This window comes from Thermococcus indicus (assembly GCF_006274605.1).
Lineage (GTDB): Archaea > Methanobacteriota_B > Thermococci > Thermococcales > Thermococcaceae > Thermococcus > Thermococcus indicus.
In genome coordinates this window covers 1,231,305-1,249,900 of record NZ_CP040846.1, presented here as the reverse complement: position 1 = coordinate 1,249,900, position 18,596 = coordinate 1,231,305, and the positions used below count along the sequence as shown (strand labels likewise).

Annotated in this window: 22 protein-coding genes and 1 pseudogene; 3 read left to right on the top strand and 20 right to left on the bottom strand. The window is 52.9% G+C overall.

The window, feature by feature from the left end; genetic code table 11:
• Positions 1-54: 54 nt before the first annotated feature.
• From FH039_RS06890 to FH039_RS06880, 3 genes are all read right to left on the bottom strand, one after another.
• Positions 55-381 (bottom strand): hypothetical protein, encoded by a 327-nt coding sequence (locus FH039_RS06890; protein ID WP_139680725.1) that lies wholly within the window; start codon positions 379-381, stop codon positions 55-57.
• 2 nt (positions 382-383) lie between these two features.
• Positions 384-1,049: a hypothetical protein gene (locus FH039_RS06885; RefSeq protein WP_139680724.1), complete on the bottom strand. Its 666-nt coding sequence runs from the start codon at positions 1,047-1,049 to the stop codon at positions 384-386.
• Between the two features lie 198 nt (positions 1,050-1,247).
• Positions 1,248-1,493, bottom strand: coding sequence for a hypothetical protein (locus tag FH039_RS06880; RefSeq protein ID WP_139680723.1), 246 nt, complete (start codon positions 1,491-1,493; stop codon positions 1,248-1,250).
• 53 nt (positions 1,494-1,546) lie between these two features.
• On the opposite strand from FH039_RS06880, the gene FH039_RS06875 reads away from it, so the two are divergent.
• Entirely contained in the window at positions 1,547-2,164 is a 618-nt protein-coding gene (locus FH039_RS06875; protein ID WP_139680722.1) for a GNAT family N-acetyltransferase, read from the top strand.
• A gap of 12 nt (positions 2,165-2,176) precedes the next feature.
• Here FH039_RS06875 and FH039_RS06870 read toward each other — a convergent pair.
• The 17 genes and pseudogenes from FH039_RS06870 to msrA form a co-directional block, all read right to left on the bottom strand.
• A pseudogene (locus FH039_RS06870) lies at positions 2,177-4,251 on the bottom strand (heavy metal translocating P-type ATPase).
• A complete protein-coding gene (locus FH039_RS06865) occupies positions 4,251-4,607 on the bottom strand; it encodes an ArsR/SmtB family transcription factor (protein WP_139680721.1) in 357 nt (118 codons plus the stop codon). The pseudogene FH039_RS06870 and the gene FH039_RS06865 overlap by 1 nt, the downstream one beginning before the upstream one ends.
• A gap of 89 nt (positions 4,608-4,696) precedes the next feature.
• The gene (locus tag FH039_RS06860) at positions 4,697-4,930 is read right to left on the bottom strand and encodes a DNA-binding protein (protein ID WP_139680720.1); all 234 of its coding nucleotides are present in this window, start codon (positions 4,928-4,930) and stop codon (positions 4,697-4,699) included.
• Complete coding sequence (locus tag FH039_RS06855) at positions 4,931-5,689, bottom strand: ABC transporter ATP-binding protein (protein WP_139680719.1); 759 nt, start codon at positions 5,687-5,689, stop codon at positions 4,931-4,933. It lies immediately after the preceding gene.
• Positions 5,676-5,807, bottom strand: a complete 132-nt coding sequence (locus FH039_RS12480; RefSeq protein ID WP_276607299.1) for a hypothetical protein — start codon at positions 5,805-5,807, stop codon at positions 5,676-5,678. The genes FH039_RS06855 and FH039_RS12480 overlap by 14 nt, the downstream gene beginning before the upstream one ends.
• Positions 5,804-6,235, bottom strand: coding sequence for a flavodoxin domain-containing protein (locus FH039_RS06850; RefSeq protein WP_139680718.1), 432 nt, complete (start codon positions 6,233-6,235; stop codon positions 5,804-5,806). The genes FH039_RS12480 and FH039_RS06850 overlap by 4 nt, the downstream gene beginning before the upstream one ends.
• Complete coding sequence (locus tag FH039_RS06845) at positions 6,226-7,200, bottom strand: FecCD family ABC transporter permease (protein WP_240703184.1); 975 nt, start codon at positions 7,198-7,200, stop codon at positions 6,226-6,228. Before FH039_RS06845 ends, FH039_RS06850 begins: the two co-directional genes overlap by 10 nt.
• A gap of 5 nt (positions 7,201-7,205) precedes the next feature.
• Positions 7,206-8,345: an ABC transporter substrate-binding protein gene (locus tag FH039_RS06840; protein ID WP_139680717.1), complete on the bottom strand. Its 1,140-nt coding sequence runs from the start codon at positions 8,343-8,345 to the stop codon at positions 7,206-7,208.
• A complete protein-coding gene (locus FH039_RS06835; protein ID WP_168188383.1) occupies positions 8,342-9,532 on the bottom strand; it encodes a coproporphyrinogen-III oxidase family protein in 1,191 nt (396 codons plus the stop codon). The genes FH039_RS06840 and FH039_RS06835 overlap by 4 nt, the downstream gene beginning before the upstream one ends.
• Complete coding sequence (locus FH039_RS12140; RefSeq protein ID WP_168188382.1) at positions 9,529-9,948, bottom strand: hypothetical protein; 420 nt, start codon at positions 9,946-9,948, stop codon at positions 9,529-9,531. Before FH039_RS12140 ends, FH039_RS06835 begins: the two co-directional genes overlap by 4 nt.
• A complete protein-coding gene (gene feoB / locus FH039_RS06830) occupies positions 9,945-11,951 on the bottom strand; it encodes a ferrous iron transport protein B (RefSeq protein WP_139680715.1) in 2,007 nt (668 codons plus the stop codon). The genes FH039_RS12140 and feoB overlap by 4 nt, the downstream gene beginning before the upstream one ends.
• Positions 11,944-12,177, bottom strand: a complete 234-nt coding sequence (locus FH039_RS06825; protein ID WP_139680714.1) for a FeoA family protein — start codon at positions 12,175-12,177, stop codon at positions 11,944-11,946. Before FH039_RS06825 ends, feoB begins: the two co-directional genes overlap by 8 nt.
• Positions 12,178-12,390 (bottom strand): FeoA family protein, encoded by a 213-nt coding sequence (locus FH039_RS06820; protein ID WP_139680713.1) that lies wholly within the window; start codon positions 12,388-12,390, stop codon positions 12,178-12,180.
• Between the two features lie 192 nt (positions 12,391-12,582).
• Positions 12,583-13,722, bottom strand: a complete 1,140-nt coding sequence (locus FH039_RS06815; RefSeq protein WP_139680712.1) for an SLC13 family permease — start codon at positions 13,720-13,722, stop codon at positions 12,583-12,585.
• Complete coding sequence (locus tag FH039_RS06810; RefSeq protein WP_139680711.1) at positions 13,661-14,137, bottom strand: hypothetical protein; 477 nt, start codon at positions 14,135-14,137, stop codon at positions 13,661-13,663. Before FH039_RS06810 ends, FH039_RS06815 begins: the two co-directional genes overlap by 62 nt.
• Before the next feature lie 81 nt (positions 14,138-14,218).
• The gene (locus FH039_RS06805; protein WP_206206145.1) at positions 14,219-14,755 is read right to left on the bottom strand and encodes a DUF998 domain-containing protein; all 537 of its coding nucleotides are present in this window, start codon (positions 14,753-14,755) and stop codon (positions 14,219-14,221) included.
• A gap of 37 nt (positions 14,756-14,792) precedes the next feature.
• Positions 14,793-15,818: a peptide-methionine (S)-S-oxide reductase MsrA gene (gene msrA / locus FH039_RS06800; protein WP_139680710.1), complete on the bottom strand. Its 1,026-nt coding sequence runs from the start codon at positions 15,816-15,818 to the stop codon at positions 14,793-14,795.
• A gap of 188 nt (positions 15,819-16,006) precedes the next feature.
• On the opposite strand from msrA, the gene FH039_RS06795 reads away from it, so the two are divergent.
• Together FH039_RS06795 and FH039_RS06790 are read left to right on the top strand one after the other, a co-directional pair.
• Positions 16,007-17,719: a 2-oxoacid:acceptor oxidoreductase subunit alpha gene (locus tag FH039_RS06795; protein WP_139680709.1), complete on the top strand. Its 1,713-nt coding sequence runs from the start codon at positions 16,007-16,009 to the stop codon at positions 17,717-17,719.
• Entirely contained in the window at positions 17,716-18,594 is an 879-nt protein-coding gene (locus FH039_RS06790; RefSeq protein ID WP_139680708.1) for a thiamine pyrophosphate-dependent enzyme, read from the top strand. Before FH039_RS06795 ends, FH039_RS06790 begins: the two co-directional genes overlap by 4 nt.
• The last annotated feature ends 2 nt before the right edge of the window (positions 18,595-18,596 follow it).

Genomic DNA, 18,596 nt, shown 5'->3' with positions numbered 1-18,596 from the left:
TCAAATATGAGTGCATCTATGTTCGCTCCTGAGAGAAGAAGTGCAATTGCGGAGCTAGGTGTATTTTTCATCAGGCTCCCTCCGGAGATTTTTGTGATTCCCAGAAAATGTTCTCACAGTATTAACCAAGAATGCAACAAATAATGACACTGGAACCCACCACATGGTATGCCATTGTTCAAAGTAGGAATTACCATAAATGAAAAACCATAATCCTGCACCAAATAATTCCCCTACCAAGAAAAGCATATTCCCGCGGAATGTAGAGAACACATGGTATTTCAAATCTATAAGCTTTACAAGAAATATTCCCACAAGTGCCGTTAGCAATGTTGCCGAGACTAAAACACCACATAAAAAAGAAAGAAGAAACGCAATCATTTTTACACCTCCTTGAATATTGCAACATCCACATTATAGCCACTTAAAAGCAAACCAATTATATCAACTAATGCACTAGTGCTACCCTTAGTAACAAATTCTAGTAACTTTTTGCCTTTGTTTGTAAGCCTGCCTTTGATTCCCAATTTTTCGAGTATAGTGTCTAGAATTGGCCACTCTGTCATTCCAAGAGTTATAATCCCATGGGTCCCATACCCAGCATCAAACTTCACACCCATGGTCCACCATCCACCTAGACTAACCCAACTATCGTAATTTGCAACAACCACTTTGTACCTGTAGTTACCAACGCCAAAAGACTTCATTGAGTATAGTTTAAAATTGTGCCCATTGAATGAGTATGTAGTCATGTCGGGCATTATTGTTATTGTGAGATAACCTCCGAGAGGCACCCATTTGAATACAGAGACATCAATATAGCCCCTACCGTTGTGCTTGACTTTGTAATACCATGCGTAACCAGCTCCTGTCCCAATGTACTGGCGGTGCTTCTCTATAATTGCCCCACTAGTGCTTTCCAAGCGAGTCATAACTACACTTCCAAGTCCAACTTGGTTCTGAGGCTTTATAGGCTCCTTCTGAAATGGCATTGCCATGGCACTTCCAGCCGTCACTCCAAGCAGGAGCAGTCCCAAGAGGACTGCCACCAAAGGACGCCACTTCAAGGGACTCACCTCCAAGAGTTTTCAATGGACATAAAATCCAAGTCCTTAAAAGTTTTTCTCTTTGATAGTAATTTATAACCAAAATGAAAAAAAAAGATTCTAACCGTTGAAAAATGACTCCAATTAACGAAAACAAATTGAGTAAAAGAGAACCCAAAACTCGCTAACCTGGTGAGGCCATCAACGAGCCAACCAAAGACCGCCCCACAAGGAAACTGAGTAAACGTCCCCTACCCTGAATCGATTCACCATGAGCAGCACAAAGAAGGCCAGAACCGAATAGACAAGCCACGTCATTATGAGTCCCAAGAAGGTATCATCCAGCCTCCACCGCGTCCAGGACATCATCTCCGAGTAGAAGAAGAGAATGTAGCCCAGAGAAAGTGTGGAGAGGAACCTCTTGAGTACCTGCATTTTGATCGCCATAGGTGCACCGCTCCCAAAATGATTATTAATGAAAACCACTCATAAAAATTATTATGACCAAGATAATTCTCACGACCGGAGAAGGGAAGAAAACCGAGGCCGAGCACTTCGTGAGGCTTATGGAGATCTCCGCGCCGGAGTACTTTCCGGCACTCCTCGGGCCGAAATTCCGGGAGGTCTTCGAGAGGCTCTTCATTGAAAAGGCCAACCTCTTCAGCCACGAGCACGTTGTCTTTGCGGTTTACGAAGGCCAAATAGCCGGAATGCTCCTGAGCTACGACTGGAAGACCAAAGAGAGGGAGGAGAAAAGAACGGGCTGGCTGATGATGAAGACCCTTGGCTTCGACTTTCTAAAGAGGCTCCCGGCTTTTCTGAGCGCTGGAGGGGGCTCCGGCAGGCTTGAAGAAGGGGACTACTACGTCAGCAACGTTGCCGTTTATCCAGAATTTCGCGGGAGAAAGATAGGAAAGGCCCTGATGCTGAAGGCTGAGGAGCTGGCGAGGGAGAGCGGGGCAAAAAGGATAGCCCTCGACGTTGAGAGGGAAAACAAGGTCGCCATTGCCGTCTACAAAAAGCTCGGCTACTCCGTTGAGAGGGAGCACACCGTAGGACTCGAGGGGCGGACTTATGAGTTCTACAGAATGGTGAAGGAACTGAAGAGAGAAAGATAAAAACAGAGAGCTTCACCTCAGAATCCTCATCGCGTTGAAGACCGCTATGAGGGCGACACCAACGTCGGCAAATACCGCCTCCCACATCGTCGCCTCCCCGAGGATTCCGAGGCCTATGAAGGACAGTTTAACCGCTAAGGCAAAGATTATGTTCTGCCACACTATCCTCTGCGTCTTCCTGGCTATCCTGATACCCCTCGGCAGCTTGGACGGCTTGTCGTCCATTATGACGACGTCAGCAGTCTCTATTGCCGCGTCGCTTCCGAGCGCGCCCATCGCAACGCCCACATCGGCCCTGGCCAAGACTGGGGCGTCGTTTATTCCGTCTCCCACGAAGACGACCTTTCCGTCCCCTTTCTCCGCCTCAAGTTCTTCTATTACCCTCACCTTGTCCTCCGGCAGGAGCTCCGCATAGAAGCCGTCTAACCCGAGTTGCCTCGCTATCTCCTCGGCAACGTCTCTGCTGTCCCCCGTGACCATGACGACCTTCCTGATGCCAAGGCGCTTGAGCTCCTTCACAGCGAGCGGGGCGTCCTCCTTTATCTCGTCCGAGATTATTATGTAGCCGGCGTACTTTCCGTTGATGACGACGTGGGCCACCGTTCCCTTAACCCTGCACGTGTCGTGCTCGATGTTAAAGCGGTGCAAAAGCCTGTCGTTTCCGACCATGACCTCCACGCCATCTATCTTCGCCCTGACGCCGTGGCCGGCTATCTCCTCGTACTCGACTATCTCCGCCTCGTTGATTTCCTCACCGTAAGCTTCACGTATCGCCTTGGCAATCGGGTGGTTCGAGTGGGCCTCCGCCAGAGCCGCGAATCTGATGATTTCTTCCTCGCTGAAGCCGTTCCTCGTTTCCACTTTGGTGACCTTGAAGACCCCCTTGGTCAGCGTGCCGGTCTTGTCAAAGGCGACGATGCTGGCATCTTTGAGGGCATCGAGGTAGTTGGAGCCCTTGACGAGTATGCCCTCCCTGGCGGCCCTTCCGATACCCCCGAAGTAGCCGAGCGGGATTGAGAGGACAAGCGCACACGGACACGAAATCACGAGCAGAACCAGCGCCCTGTAAACCCACGTTGAAAATGGATCTCCCGTAATCAGCGGCGGAACCGTGGCTATGAGCCCCGCCATGCCGACGACGGCAGGCGTATAGTAGTGGGCGAAGCGCGTTATGAACTTCTCGGTCTTGGCCTTTCTGGCGCTGGCGTTTTCGACGAGCTCGAGGATGCGAGAGATTGTTGACTCGCTTAGCTCCTTGGTCACCGAACTTTAAGGACGCCTGATAGGTTGACCATGCCCGACAGGATTTCCTCCCCTTCCTTCACCGTCCTGGGAACGCTCTCCCCCGTTAAAGCGGAGGCGTCAACGGTTGAGTCGCCCTCAATCACGAGTCCATCAACGGGGACCCTCTCGCCGGGCTTGATAATGATAACGTCCCCAACCTCCAGCTCCTCCGGCTTTACCTGAATAACCTCACCGTTCCTGAGCAGGTTTGCATACTCAGCCTTAAGGGCAAGCAGTGCCTTTATCGAGCGCCTTGACCTGTCCACGGCCATGTCCTGGAAGAACTCTCCCACGACGTAGAAGAGCATCACCGCCACTCCTTCCGGATACTCCCGGATTAGGAAGGCCCCTATGGTGGCTATCGCGATGAGGAAGTTCTCGTCAAAGACGTTGCCGTGAAGAGAATTGACAACTGCGCTCCTTAAAACCCTCCAGCCGGATATGAGGTAGCTGGCAAGGAAGATGCCGAAGACGAGGGCGTCGTCTATGCCGTAGTAGTAGCGCATTACTATGCCTATCGCAAACAGGGCCAGAGAAACCCCGATCTGGTACACCGTCTTCCAGTTCATTTCTCCGTGGTCGTGAGCGTGTTCATGACCGTGCTCGTCAGCCTCCATGACCTCAACGTCCGGCTCGACCTTCTTGATGATCTCTTTCGCTTTTTCAACATCACCCGTTATGATGGCCTCCTTGGTGGTGAAATTCACAACGGCGAACTCGAAGCCCTCCTTCTTGAGGGCCTCCTCTATCTCGTATGCACAGCTCGCGCAGTCGAGTCCCTCAAGCTTGAGTTTGGTAGCCATCACTTCACCTCCGAGAGGTGCGCGAGGGCGGTTCTCAGTATATCCCTGATGTGCTCGTCGTCGAGGCGATAGAAGACGTTCTTGCCGTCCTTGCGGTAAGTTACGATCTTCCTGTCCTTGAGGATGCGAAGCTGGTGCGAAATAGCGGATACGGAGAGCCTGGTTATCGCGGATAAATCACAGGTACAGAGCTCTCCGGCTTCCATTAGCGCGAGCAGGATTTTAAGCCTCGTCGGGTTCCCGAGGGCATCGAAAAAGTCCGCTACCTCCAACACAACCTCATCCTCCGGCAGATTTGCCTGGGCCTCCAGGATTCTGTCCAGATGTTCCTCGTACACCTTACACACTTCGGTCATTTTTCATCACCTCTACATTTGAGCAGTTGTGCAAATGTCTTATAAACTTTTCCCGATAAGGACTGCTGACATCAAAGAAACAGAAAAAATCATCGCGAGAGCTCAAAGTAGAGAACCCTGTCTCCTGGGGAGCAAGAAGTCGGGCACAGGTTCTTTAACGGACAGGCGGAGCAGCTCTCCTGCTCATTAGACTTAAGATAACCCAGAGACTTTAAAATCTCTATTGCCCCGAGGACTTTTTCTTCCTCTACGCCGAGTTTTTTGGCAATCTCCTTTGGATTGCTCGTTCCCTCTTCAATAAGCCGGAGCACATCCTTCAGCATTTATACCACCTGGGGCACTACAACCCTGACCGGGTCATCAACGACGAGGAACTTAGTCTCGTAGGCGCACTCAAGGACTTCGCACCTCAGTATTTCCTCCGGCGTTCCCGTTTGCAGAATTCTGCCATCTTTCATTATCGAAACCCTGTCCGAAAACAGTGCTGCCATGTTGGGGTCGTGGAGAACCATCACCACTCCCACCCCGTTCTTTGCGAGCTGCTGAATCTTTTTCATGACGAGAATGGCGTTTCTAAGGTCGAGGTGGTTTATCGGTTCGTCGAGAAGGAGGTATCTTGGGTCCATCATGAGTGCCCTCGCAATCAGCAAAAGCTGCATCTGGCCACCACTGAGGGAAGTGTAAGGCCTCCCGGCGTACTTTTCAAGCCCGAACATCCTCAACAGCTTGTATGCTCTTTTCCGGTGTTTTCTGGTTGGGGCTCCAAAGAGGCCTATTTCAGGTGCCGCACCGAGGAGAACGAAGTCAATCGCCCTGAAAGCGAAGGCCGGGTGATGCTTCTGAGGAACAAAGCCGATCTTTTTAGCCCTTTCATTAACCGGGAGCTCCAGCACGTTGTGTCCATCAACGAGCACTTCCCCCTTATGTGGCCTCAGGATTCCAAACATGAGCTTGAGTAAGGTGCTCTTTCCGGCTCCGTTCGGCCCGAGGAGGGACAGTATTTCTCCCTCTTTCACCTCAATGCTCACATCTTCAAGGGAAAAAGAGCCGTAGGAGAAGCTCAGGTTCTCAGCCTTTAACATCTCCTCCCCTCCGGAAATCTTTTCCGAACATCTCGTAGAACCTCTTCAATCTCTTTGCGAACGCCTCAATCTCTTCCTCGCTGAAACGACTCTTCTTCTCAAGTTTGCCCCCTATCATTGAGTAAACCCTTTCGAGAACTTTTCTGTCGTGGTCATCGAGCTTGTCCGGGTCGAGCTCGCCCCCAACGAGCTTGCCGTAAAAGGGGGCACCTCGAAGGCTTCAACCAGCGGCTTTGAGTAGAGTATTCCCCCGTGGAGCTCCCCTCTGAAGACCACACCGGATGTATCGAGCGCGAGAAGGAGGAACGCCTTGGGAACTTCCTCCAGCTTCTCTTTGTACCTCTCGATGTACTCCATCATCGGCTTTAGCGGCCCGTCGCCGTAGATTGGGGCGACGAAGACCACGAGGTCATAGCTTTCTGGCGATGGAAACTTTTCCACGTTAACAATCTCCGTTCCTTCTCCGAGGGTTTTTCCAACTATCTCCGCGGCCCTCTTTGACGAGCCGTACCTGGTTGCGTAAACAACGAGTGCCTTCAACTCCATCCACCCCCCGTTTTTTTGAGCAGGTATGCGAAGAACGGGACTCCTATTAGCGTCATTAGGATACCAACCGGAACGTCGAAAGGAAGCAGTCTAACGAGCACGTCCGCCATCACGGTGGTGGTTACCCCAATTGAAACGACTGTCGGGGTTAGACTGGAGTGTTCAGGCCCGACAATCATTCTCGCTATGTGGGGAACCACGAGACCGACCCACCCAATCATTCCGGTGAATGACACTATGCACGCAACGAGCGCCGAGGCAAGGAAAACAAAGATTGTCCTCCACAGGGTCAAGTTAACTCCCAGCAGTTCCGCTTCCTCACCGAGGCTCAGGACGTCGAGCTTGAAGGAGAGGAGGTATATCACAACCCCGATTATTGAGACTGCAGGAAGGGAATACTTTATCATCCACCACTCGGCGTTTGAGAAGCTGCCCATCATCCAGATGACTATTCCAGAAAGGCCCTCATTGGGCAGGAGAATCAGGAGTATTGAGAGCACTGCCGAGAAGAGGGCCGAGACTATGACGCCACCGAGGATGAGTGAGACGGGGGTTAGTCTGCCACCCATCCTCGCTATCATGTAGGCGAAACCAACCGCCACCATTCCAAAGAGGAGCGCCAATGGGGTTATCCCAAACTGGGGCAGAAAGGCAAAGCCCAAGGCCGCACCAACCGCCGCACCGGCACTCACGCCGAGGAGGGAACCCTCAACGAGGGGATTCCTGAAAACAGCCTGAAAGGTCATTCCAGCCAGACTCAACCCTATTCCAGCGGAAACGGCGAGCAAAGTTCTCGGAAGGCGGATGTTCATTATGATGGTTTTTCCAATTTCATCGAGCGAGAACGGATTGGTCGGGTAGCTACCAACGAATATCCCGAGGAAAATGGCCAAAATTGGAAGGAAGACGAAGAAAGCCTTTCCAAATATGGAAGAGCTCACAGGCATTCTCTTGTAGTGTTCCATCCCGCTCACCCCTGTCCGTAGAACCTCTCAAGGAACTCCTTCTCCTTATCTTTCCAGTCAGGGTAGTGTTCCGGATATACGGCCCTGCCGACCTGCCACATTCCCACCGCCATCCTCGGACCCCAGCGGAAGTAGGAACCTTTGCCAAGGTCGCTTCTGAGAACTACAACCCTGCCTTCTTTGACGGCTTTCATACCCTTCCAGACCGCGTCGTTGAGCATCTCTTCCTTCAGCTTCTCAACGTCCTCGGGCTTGGTCATGGGGCTGGTCGTGAGTATAATCACGTCCACGTCTTTGTAGTTGCTTATTATCTTCTCCTTGTCCATCTGCACCCTAACCGGCATTCTGCCCTGAACGGTTACGTTAACCGCGTATTCACCGCCGATAAGCCTGACCACCTCGGCGAGAATGTCGTTGCCGTTGATTAGGTAGAGCTTGCCCATTATCGGCTGGATTATTATGACCATCCTTCTTTCCCCGATCTGTGCCGATATCTCCTTAACCTCGTTTACCTGGGCATTGAAGTAGTCCATGAACTCTTTAGCCCTGTCTTCCTTTCTGAAGAGTTTGCCCATTATCTCGAAGGTCTTGGCCACGTCCTCAAGCTTCTCCTCCCTGAGGAACACCACGGGTATTCCATGGTTTTCGGCCTTCTTCGCGAACTCCTCGGGATTGAACATGCCGGAAAAGTGCAGGTTTATTATGACGTCCGGATTGAGCTCTATCACCTTCTCCCAGTCCTCTATTGTGACGCTTCTCGAAACAATGGGCTTTGCCTTCAGGCTTTCTGGCAGGAGACCGTTCCTCATCACGGCCATAGAAACTCCAGCAACTTGCTCTTCAGCCCTAAGAATGTGGACGACTTCAAGGGCCGTTGAGGGGAGCACTATCGCCCGTTTAACCGGGAGTTCGAGTTCTACTGTCCTGCCCACGGCATCGGTCAGGGAAGTCCCTTCGGGAGCTGTGGGAGTTGGCGAAACTTTCGTTGGGGATCCCTCTCTGGCGGATTGTGTGGGGGACGTTTCTTGGACGGGAGATTCCTCCTTAGTCTGTAGTGTCTCTGAGGGAGCCTCTTCTCCTCCACCCAGACAGCCGGTCGAAAAAACTATCAGCACCGCAAGGAATATGCCAACTAGTTTTTTCATACGACTTCACCACTTTCAGTTTTTAAAGATGAGCTGGAAAACTCGCAAAAGCGGTTCCGCAGATAATCGAGGCACATCATGTACGCCAAAGTGTTGGCCCAGAAGAGCCCTCTGGGAGTTAACCTAAACCCGTTCCCATCAAAAACGCCCCAGCCTTTTTCAATGGCCAGCTTCAGGGAGGGAAATTCCTCCAAACCACATTCTCCCAATTCAAGCTCACCTTCAAATAACCCCGACAGGAACCTTTCCACTTCAAATGACTCGCTCGCGAAGATCATTACTCTGTACGGGTTTTGGATGTAGGCTCTAACTCCCGGCGGGTGGAAGGTCTGGTAAAAGTCCACATGTCCTCCAGCCCCACATCCAATCCCGAGGAGAGGTATCCATGGCCGAGTAAATACCCTCGAATATAAGAATTCGTCCTTCCCACTGGTGAAGTGGTTCATGTTGATGTGCCCGTAACCGTTTTCCCTTAGGATTTCGTATGCTTTCAGAAAGTCCCTCTCGTTTTCTTCAACCGATGGATGGGGGTAATCTTTTGTGTATCCAGTATGCTCCAGCGGGTAAATGGATAATCCATCAACGCCGAGTTCTATCGCTGTTCTGATGTCATCAATGAGCGTGTTCCCATAGGGCAAATCGTAGAGCAAATCTATCGAGACTATGAAATGCTCCCTTGCCAGCTCAATCTTTTTGATTATCTCATCCAGTCCGGATTTTCTGCCGAGGAAAAGTCTTTTCTTTTCGTTGAACGTCTGGATTCCAAAGCTAACCCTGTTCACACCGAGAGATACGAGCTCCTCGGCTTTCTCTCTCGTGAATTCCCTCACCGTCGTTTCGACTGTTATCTCCTTCGGTCGGGATTTTCCTCTAATCGAATCAATTATCTCTCCAAGCTGCTCACCCGACAGCAATGTGGGCGTTCCCCCGCCGAAGTAAACCACCTTTGCTTTGAAGGATTTGAACCTTTGAAGTTCCCTCTTTACGGCATTGACGTAGGAGTCAAGGGGAACACTTGGCTTTTCCCGATAGAGTATGCAGAACCTGCAGTTGTTTAAACAGAATGGCACATGAACATAAACGAAACCTTTCCTGTTCCGGTAGAGCTTTGGAAGGGAAACCTCCACGGGTTTCTTAAACCTTCTTAGAGGGGAAAGGGCGGAGTGGTGGGTTTTGACCCACTTCATGCCCCTCCCCCCGGTGATGCCCCATGGCGTGGGTTCTTTATAAACATGTAAAATGCGGCCGAGAGCAGGCCAAGGACGAAGTACGTGGTCACACTCTCCACAGGATTCCAGGAGGTTCCCTCTATTACGTAGGCGTTGAGGGCATCGCTCAGCATCATGAATGCCCCAACGATTCCGAGGCCCGTTCCGAGGAGTGAACCCGCGTAGGGATACGCTACCGCCCTGCTGTTTCTTTCTGTGTATTTTTTGAAGCCCGTGATGTATATTGCCCCAACCGTCAGCAGGGCTATGCCCACGAATGGATCCCCAGAAAGGGGAATGCCAAGGCTGAGCTCCCTCCCAGTCCATGCAATGAGTTCTGCTATTCCATAGACGACGTTGATAATGCCAAGTACCAGGGCTATTGCGAATATCATAGCAGTGCACCCCCTATGAGAACTATTGTGAGGGCAACGACGTAGGCAAGGACTATCTCATAAATCACCGTAAAAGCCGCCCACTTGCCCCCAATCTCCTGCCTTATTGCACCGATGGTGGCTATACAGGGGACGTAGATCAGCACGAAGGCCATGTAAGCGAAGGCCGTAAGCGGTGTGAAATCCCCCGCCGCGACTAGCACCTCTGCCAGGCCCTCTTCACCAACGCCGTGGAGTATTCCAAGGGTTCCAACGACAACCTCCTTGGCCAAAAGCCCGAATATCAGCCCTGCAACCGCTTTCCAGTCCCATCCCATCGGCCTGAAGAGCGGCTCAAGAGCATGACCGAGGAAGCCGACCCACGACTTTTCAAGCAGCTCGGCACTCTCAAACGCCTCCGGCCCGAGGTAGCCTCCAGGCCCGGTAACGGATAGCAGCCATATCAGCACCACCGTTCCGAAGATTATGGTTCCGGCCTTCTTCAGGAACTTCTGCGTCCTCGTCCACGTTACGCTCAGTATGAGCCCCCAGTTGGGTCTGTTGTAGGGCGGGAGCTCCATGACGAACGGGGAAGGTTCGCCCTTGAAAAGGGTCTTCCTGAAGATTAGTGCAACGACCAGTGCCAACGCTATTCCCATGAGGTACATTGTCGTTACTACCATTCCTTCCCTCCCAACGAAGAATGCTCCAGCAAAGAGCGCGTACACCGGCAGCCTTGCTGAGCACGACATCAGCGGGTTCACAATCACGGTCAGGATTCTGTCTTTTTCATCTTCAAGTGTTCTCGCGGCCATCACCGCCGGAACGTTACAGCTGAAGCCGAGCAGGAGCGGAATGAGGGATTTTCCGTGCAGGCCAAAGCGGCTCATTATCCTGTCCATGACGAATGCCGCCCTTGCCATGTAGCCCGAATCCTCAAGCCACGCAAAGGCAAGGAAGAGGAACGCTATCTGGGGAACGAAGACGAGCACGCTACCGACACCGGCTATTATCCCATCACCAATCAGAGAAGCGAGGACTTCATTGCCTATCGCACCACCAACCGTCTCCGCCAGCCAGCCGAAGAACATGTCCGTTATGTCTATGAAGGGTCCGGCTATGTCGAGGGCGAACTTGAACGCCATCCAGACGAAGGTTATGAAAACCGGAATTCCAAAGTACTTGTGGGTAAATACCTCATCGAGCATCTCCGTGAGCGTTAATCTTTCTTCCCTCGCGACTATGGCCTTTCTGGCAATCTCTGAGGCAAATCTGTACCTCGCATCGGCGACTCTGAGTTTTGCTTCATCCTCACCGCCAAGCTCTTGTATTATTTTTTTGAGTTCTTCAAGTGCCTGTGAACCCACCGAGCTATCCTTAACAAGTTTTACTATGTCTTCGTCGCCTTCAATAAGCCTCAGAGCCACCCAACGGGGGTTCATCCTGGAAAATTTCTCGTCGTTCTCGATTATCTTTGCCAGTCTCTCAATGTAGGGCTCAAGGGAGGGATACTTTATTTCCAAGGGGCTGGCTTTCAGGGCATTGTAAATGGCCTCTTTAAGCTCCTCTATCCCCTGTTTTTTGGTTCCGATGGTCGGAACCACGGGGACACCAAGAGCTTCTTCGAGCTTCTTGGGGTCAATCCTGAGGCCCTTTTCTTCCGCCAAATCCATCTTGTTAAGTGCTATGACGACTTTAACACCCATTTCAAGGAGCTGGAGCGCCAGGTAGAGGTTTCTTTCAAGTGCCGAGGCATCTACAACGTCTATAACAACTTCAGGCCTCTCGTTGAGTATGAAGTCCCTTGCTATTTTTTCATCGATGGAATGAGCCGCGAGACTGTAAACACCGGGTAAATCAACGAGCCTGAACCTTTTGCCTTTGATTTCAAGCTCTCCCTCTTTCTTCTCAACGGTAACGCCCGGCCAGTTGGCGACCTTCTGTTTGAGCCCGGTTAGGGCATTGAAGAGTGTGGTTTTTCCTGAGTTGGGGTTTCCGATTATGGCGAGGGTTAGCTCATCCATTTCCGTCCACCTCCACATAAATTCTCGTCGCTATACGCCAACCTATCGCGAGGTCGGAATCCTTAACCCTGATTACCAGGGGACCACAACGCTGGTTTCTAACGATTTTCACCCTCGTCCCGGGCACGAGGCCCATCTCGGTCAGCTTTTTCGCCATTCCCTTTCCGCCGTGAACGGCCCTAAGAACGACCTCCCTGCCCTCTTCAACAAACGTCAGCGGAAGCATTCACTCCACCTCCAGATATTTTGCTTCCTCAAGTCTGAGTGAGAGCCTGTATCCCCTGACAATGACCTCTATTGGGTCCCCCAATGGAGCTCTCTTCACGACCTTTACCTCCGTTCCGGGCAGGAGACCCATCTCCATAAAACGTCCAACCGGTCCACCGGTTATTCTCTTCACCCGAACACTCCTTCCGGGTTCAACTTCGCAGAGCCTCATCGAATCCCCTCCTGTACACTTTTGAGGATTGCCGTTAGGCTGTCCTAATAACGTCAGAACACCCGAAGTATTTAAGACTTTCTGTTTGTAAACATACAAATAGAAGTTTGAAAACCAAAAAATTAGGGGCGCCTAATGCTCACAAGTTTGGATTCATTGAAACTGGATTAGTTGGGAACCCGAAGAGAGGCTTTATAAATAAAGGAGGACAATAGACACTGTTAAAATAGCAAGAAAATAAGGCACTGAATACCTGTGGAAGTCCTTTATACCAATTCCGGAGATGCGGAGGGCTATGAGGTTCGCGAGGGAGCCTACTATTATTCCCGTTCCACCGAGGTTCACGCCCAGCGCCAGGGGAAGCCATTCCGGTTTTGAACCGAGGAAGACCACCGTCGCCGGGACGTTGCTGATGAGCTGGCTCAAACCTGCCGAGGCAAGGAACAGCGCCAGCCCTCCGGAGGGGAGCATGGCAGAGCTGGAAATCAGGCGGGCGATTTCACCGAAGTCAATGAAGATAAACGCAAAGGTGAGCACGAGGGCCCAGTCGAAGCCCAGCAGAGCCTCCCTGCCAAAGACGAGAAGAACGGCCAGCGTCAGGGGGAGCGTCCAGAGCGAATTCCCGGTTTCCGCCAATGCGACGTTAACCACCAGCAGAGAGGCCGAGGAAATGAGGAGTCCCTTTCTGATGGCAACGGGAGGCAGTTCCCCCACAGAAAGCCGTTTTCTCTGTACGGTTAGGGTAAAGAGCAGGAGGATAACGAGCCAGAGGAGGACGAAGGGGAGCATTTGGGTTACGAACCCCACGAAGGAAATCCCATAGGCGTTCCAGATTATGATGTTCTGGGGGTTGCCGATCGGGGTTAGAGAAGAGCCGACGTTGGCCGCTATGGCCGAGAGCGTAACTGCACGGGCGGTGTTTATTCCCGCGAGCCGGGCGGTGATGACGACCAGTGGAATGAAAACGAGCATCGCCGTGTCGTTCATTATCACTGCCGAGGAGAGGGCTATGAGGGGGATGAGAAGGAGCATTAACCTCCTCTCCGAACCTCCGGACAGTCCTATGAGTCCCAGCGAGAGTCGGGTAAATGCCCCGGACAGCTCAAGACCCTTTGAAACCAGTACGAGGGACGTTATCAAGGCTAAGCTTTCCCAGTCAATAAGGGAGGGAGTTCTAACGAGCAGAGAGCGGTCGTTGATGAGCAGGACTAAGTAAAGGACTATTAGGGCCGTAAGGAACCATTCACGCCTTGCAAAGCTTTTCAGCCTCTCAGATGCCGTGTCTCCTGACCTCCTCTGTAAGTCCGTAATCCGGAACGAGCTCTCTGCCATCGACCGAGACGCGGACGTGCAAGATTATAAAGCTTTTCCACGCCACCGGAACAACCCAGCAGTTCTCCGGCTCGCGAAACTCTGCAGCATCAAGAACGCGGAGCTCTTTGAGGATTTCCCCGGCCTTTTCCTTCACCGCGGCAGGATCGATTTCACCAGAGTACGCTCCGGGCAGTCCCTTGGGGAGGGGGTTTCCAGTTTCGGGGTTGTAGTGAAGCCTGTCTATGGCGAAGCTCAGGTACATCACGGGCACATCAACGTGGGTTCCATGGGGTGCGCGGTGGACTATTGGCGTTCCGGCTGTGAAGAAGGGAAGAGCGTTTTTCACGGTCTCTATGGCCTTTTCAGCAGTTTCCGGGGCGAGTTCCTTCCAGGCGTCGGGTCTCCCCCTTATCGGCGGTGGAAGGGGCGGCATGGCAAGACCTCCTCGGCGAAACACACCCGTACACAGGGATGTAGAAAAAAGGCCGTATAACTTTTTGGCCAGGATCAAGTTTTAATGGGTACCCGAGAGAGCGACCAAAGCCGTAAAGACCATTATCAGGACTATCTCGTAGGTCTCTATCAGCGCCACCGACGGCCAGCTTACGAGAGTCCCCAGCAGGGCGAGTGCAAAGAGAAGCCCGGAACCGTAGCGAATAACTCTGTCCTTTGAACCCGCCCCGTAGATGAGCATCCCGAGGAAGAACTGCACGAAGAAGTATGTCGAGACAAAGGTATGGGGCCTCGTTCCGCCGGGAAAAACTCCGATGAGCGCAAGGAAGATGGCGGAGATGCTGACGTAAGCGCCCCCGACTGTTTCGAGCTTGTTTTCCGCGGAGATTATTAAGTATATCGAGAACGCCAGAATAAACACCGCGGTGAACATCAACCCGTAGTTATATATCCACGGAAAGTTCGCCTCGGCAGTTCCAAGGTCGCTGAGCGCGTTTTCCCAGAAGGAGAACCACGGGTTTTCTTTTACCGCCCATGCAACGAAGAGCCAGTAGATTACTCCGCCGGCTATTCCGGAATATTTCAGATACCGCAACATGGTTCCTAGTCTGCGGTTGATGCGATAAACCTTCTGGTTACGGGTTTTGCCTGAAGAGCCGCTCGTAGGCTATGTACCCGTACCTCCTCAGTTCTTCCCTCGGAATAAACCTCAGCGAGGCCGAGTTTATGCAGTACCTCTTTCCGGTCGGCGTTGGCTCCTCAAAGACGTGGCCGAGATGAGAGTCGGCGAAGCGACTCCTCACCTCCCTCCCGCAGAGGAAGCCCTCGCACTCCTCGGCCTCAACTACCGCCCATTCCTCAAGGGGCTTAGTGAAGCTCGGCCATCCCGTTCCGGAGTCGAACTTGTCTAGGGAGCTGAAGAGCGGCTCACCGGACACCACATCGACGTAGATGCCCTCCTCGTGATGATCCCAGTACTCGTTCTGGAAGGGCTTCTCGGTGACTCCGAGCTGTGTGACCGCGTACTGGAGGGGCGTCAGCAGTTTCCTAAGCTCCGAATCGGCAGGCTTTCTCCAGCCGAGCCAGTAGCGCTCCCTCTCCGGGAACAGGCGGAAGCGTCTGTTCTCCTCCCAGACGGCCTTTATGAAGCCGAGCCTCCCGGAATAGAGCTTGTAGCGCTTGTAGTGCTCCGAAAAGGTGAGATAGTATCCCTGATGATAGTCTTCAGCGGGATAAAACTCCCTGGCAGGCAGTATCTCCGTCGCTATCGGCTCATCGAAGATTCCAGAAAGCCCAAGCCTCCTCCTGGACTCTTCAGCCAACGTCCTCTGCTTGTCATTTAGGTAGAAAATCGCCGTCCTGTACTGCTCGCCCCTGTCGGCGAACTGGCCGTACGGGTCGGTCGGGTCTATGTTTTTCCAGAAGATTTCCAGGAGTCTCTCGTAGGAAATCTTTGAAGGGTCGTAGATGACTTTGACGGCTTCGCGGTGGCCGGTTTCCCCGGTAGAGACCAGCTCATACGTTGGGTTCTCGACCCAGCCTCCGGTGTAGCCAGCTATCGCCTCAATTACACCAGGCAGTCTCTCAAAGGCCTCCTCCATGCACCAGAAACAGCCACCTGCAAAGATGGCAACTTCGGGTTCATTTTCTTTTCGGTTCATATCGACCAGCCAACCTGATTACCTCGGTAATCTTTATATAGTTTTGCACATTATTACATCTTGGTGGTTATAAGTGAACAAGTTTGTTCCGAAATCTGCCCGAAAGGGTTTTCGTTTTGTGCTCGAACTTCTGGCGAAGCTGATTGAAATGCAGACCCCCGGCAGAAGACCTGTGGGAGTGATGTACCATGTCTGAGTTCCGTGGTGAGGTTTCCATAGTTCTCGGCGGAGCGGCCGGGCAGGGAATTCAGACCGTTGAGGGAATCCTGACTTACGCGCTCAAGCGCTCCGGCTACCACGTCTATGCAAACAAGGAGTACATGTCCCGCGTGAGGGGCGGGATAAACACCACCGAGATACGCGTTTCTTCAAGGCGCGTCAGGGCTTTTGTGAAAAGAATAGACATCCTCGTTCCATTCAAGCAGGGCGTCCTGAGCTGGGTCGCGCACAGGATCAGTGAGAACACCGTCGTCCTCGGCGAGAGGGAGAACGTCGAGGAGAGCTTTCTCGATAGCATAAACCTCGTGGAAGTCCCTCTAACAAAGCTCGCCCTCGAAACGGGGAGCCAGCTCTACCTTAACACGACCGCCGCCGGCCTGATAGTCGGCCTCTTCCACGGCGACTTTGGAGCGGTCGAGGAGTACATAAGGAAGCGCTTCGGGAGCAAGGGCGAGAACGTTGTTGGAAAAAACATCGAAGCGGCAAAGAAGGGCTACGAGCTGGGCGTTAAGCTCTGCGAGGAAGGGACGATAAGGGTGGAGGTCGAGAGGGACGAAAAAGTGAGGGAAGAAATCCTCCTCAGCGGAACGGAAGCGGTTGGCATAGGTGCTTTAGCTGGAGGCATGAACTTCCTCAGCTTCTACCCGATGAGCCCCTCAACTGGCGTCTCGACCTTCGCGGCACAGCACGCAGAAGAGTTCGGGATAGTGGTTGAACAGGTCGAGGACGAGATTTCGGCGATAAACATGGCTCTCGGAGCGTGGTTCGCAGGGGCCAGAGCCATGGTGAGCACCTCAGGAGGAGGCTTTGCCCTCATGAGCGAGGCGCTAAGCTTAGCTGGAATGGCCGAAAACCCAATAGTTATACACCTCGCCCAGAGGCCCGGGCCCGCGACGGGCCTGCCGACGAGGACGATGCAGGGCGACCTAAACCTCGTCCTTTACGCCGGCCACGGCGACTTTCCGAGGATAATCCTCGCGCCAGGGAGCATGGAGGAGGCGTTCTACCTCAGCGCCGAGGCCTTCAACCTGGCCGATAAATACCAGGTTCCAGTGATAATCCTCACCGACGAATATTTTGTTGACACCTACTACAACCTGCCAAAGCCAGAGCTGAAGAAGGTGAGGTTCGAGAGGCACATCGTTGAGGCAAAGCCCGGCTATCGGAGGTACGAGCTTACGGAAGACGGAATCTCTCCCAGAGCGGTTCCCGGTTACGGCGAGGAAGTAGTCATAGCCAACGGCAACGAGCACGACGAGTGGGGAGACATAACGGAGGACGCCAAGCTTACGAGAAAGATGCAGAAGAAGAGGGCAGTTAAAAAGCTCGAAACGATAAGGAAGAACGCACCCCTGCCGAAGCTCTTCGGGAATGAGGACGCAAAATACCTAGTGGTTTCGTGGGGCTCGACGCTCCACGTCGTCGAGGAAGCCCTTGAGAAGCTCGGGAGGGACGACGTTGCTTTGCTCCACTTCAGCTGGGTTTACCCCCTCAACCCGGGGACGAAGCGGTTCTTCGAGGACAAGACGGTGATCGTAGTCGAGAACAACATCACCGGCCAGTTCGCAGACCTTCTCAGGAAGGAGCTCGGCGTCGAGGTCCACCACAGGGTTCTGAAGTACGACGGGAGGCCGTTTTCGGTGGAAGAGGTTTTTGATGCCCTGAAGGGGGTGGTAGAATGAATCTGCCCACCGGCAGGGAGGCCTTTGAGCCCAGAAGGCCGGGAAGCGAGGACGTCGCCTGGTGCCCCGGCTGTGGAAACTTCGGTATAAGGAATATTCTCATCTCTGCCCTGGCAGAACTCGGACTAAGGCCGAGTGAAGTGGCGATAATTAGCGGAATAGGCCAGGCCGCGAAGATGCCCCACTACATCAATGCCAACGGCTACCACACGCTCCACGGCAGGGCGATACCTATAGCTACCGGCGTGAAGGCGGCAAACCCCGAGCTGACGGTCATAGCCGAGGGTGGAGACGGCGACATGTATGCCGAAGGCGGCAACCACCTGCTCCACGCCATAAGGCGCAACCCCAACATAACCGTCCTCATCCACGACAACCAGATATACGGCCTCACAAAGGGACAGGCGTCACCGACGACGATGATTGGAATGAAAACTCCGACCCAGCCGTGGGGAGTCTTTGAGGAGCCCTTCAACCCTGTGGCACTGGCCATAGCCATGAACGCCTCCTTTGTCGCCAGAACCTTCATGGGCTACTTCAAGGAGAGCGTCGAGATAATCAAGAAGGCAATCCGGCACAGGGGCCTGGCAATAGTCGACATCCTCCACCCGTGCGTCAGCTTCAACAAGGTGAACACCTACGCATGGTACAGGGAGCACACCTACTGGATGGAGGATCACGACCCGCACGATAGGGAAGCGGCATTTAAGCGGGCGATAGAGACAGACCCATTACCCTTAGGAATCTTCTACATCAACGAGAAACCGACCTTTGAGGAGAGCGTTCCTGCTTACCGGGTGGATAAACGACCTCTGTGGAAACGCGAGCCGAGACTGGACCTCGTTGAGAAGTTCTTCGAGAGTAAGAGGCTCTGAGG

Coding starts and splice junctions, on each gene's coding strand:
- FH039_RS06890 (WP_139680725.1), bottom strand. CDS start 381: ATGATTGCGTTTCTTCTTTCTTTTTTATGTGGTGTTTTAGTCTCGGCA.
- FH039_RS06880 (WP_139680723.1), bottom strand. CDS start 1,493: ATGGCGATCAAAATGCAGGTACTCAAGAGGTTCCTCTCCACACTTTCT.
- FH039_RS06875 (WP_139680722.1), top strand. CDS start 1,547: ATGACCAAGATAATTCTCACGACCGGAGAAGGGAAGAAAACCGAGGCC.
- FH039_RS06865 (WP_139680721.1), bottom strand. CDS start 4,607: ATGACCGAAGTGTGTAAGGTGTACGAGGAACATCTGGACAGAATCCTG.
- FH039_RS06860 (WP_139680720.1), bottom strand. CDS start 4,930: ATGCTGAAGGATGTGCTCCGGCTTATTGAAGAGGGAACGAGCAATCCA.
- FH039_RS06855 (WP_139680719.1), bottom strand. CDS start 5,689: ATGTTAAAGGCTGAGAACCTGAGCTTCTCCTACGGCTCTTTTTCCCTT.
- FH039_RS12480 (WP_276607299.1), bottom strand. CDS start 5,807: ATGATAGGGGGCAAACTTGAGAAGAAGAGTCGTTTCAGCGAGGAAGAG.
- FH039_RS06850 (WP_139680718.1), bottom strand. CDS start 6,235: ATGGAGTTGAAGGCACTCGTTGTTTACGCAACCAGGTACGGCTCGTCA.
- FH039_RS06845 (WP_240703184.1), bottom strand. CDS start 7,200: ATGGAACACTACAAGAGAATGCCTGTGAGCTCTTCCATATTTGGAAAG.
- FH039_RS06840 (WP_139680717.1), bottom strand. CDS start 8,345: ATGAAAAAACTAGTTGGCATATTCCTTGCGGTGCTGATAGTTTTTTCG.
- FH039_RS06835 (WP_168188383.1), bottom strand. CDS start 9,532: ATGAAGTGGGTCAAAACCCACCACTCCGCCCTTTCCCCTCTAAGAAGG.
- FH039_RS12140 (WP_168188382.1), bottom strand. CDS start 9,948: ATGATATTCGCAATAGCCCTGGTACTTGGCATTATCAACGTCGTCTAT.
- feoB (WP_139680715.1), bottom strand. CDS start 11,951: ATGGATGAGCTAACCCTCGCCATAATCGGAAACCCCAACTCAGGAAAA.
- FH039_RS06825 (WP_139680714.1), bottom strand. CDS start 12,177: ATGCTTCCGCTGACGTTTGTTGAAGAGGGCAGGGAGGTCGTTCTTAGG.
- FH039_RS06820 (WP_139680713.1), bottom strand. CDS start 12,390: ATGAGGCTCTGCGAAGTTGAACCCGGAAGGAGTGTTCGGGTGAAGAGA.
- FH039_RS06815 (WP_139680712.1), bottom strand. CDS start 13,722: ATGGCAGAGAGCTCGTTCCGGATTACGGACTTACAGAGGAGGTCAGGA.
- FH039_RS06810 (WP_139680711.1), bottom strand. CDS start 14,137: ATGCCGCCCCTTCCACCGCCGATAAGGGGGAGACCCGACGCCTGGAAG.
- FH039_RS06805 (WP_206206145.1), bottom strand. CDS start 14,755: ATGTTGCGGTATCTGAAATATTCCGGAATAGCCGGCGGAGTAATCTAC.
- msrA (WP_139680710.1), bottom strand. CDS start 15,818: ATGAACCGAAAAGAAAATGAACCCGAAGTTGCCATCTTTGCAGGTGGC.
- FH039_RS06795 (WP_139680709.1), top strand. CDS start 16,007: ATGTCTGAGTTCCGTGGTGAGGTTTCCATAGTTCTCGGCGGAGCGGCC.
- FH039_RS06790 (WP_139680708.1), top strand. CDS start 17,716: ATGAATCTGCCCACCGGCAGGGAGGCCTTTGAGCCCAGAAGGCCGGGA.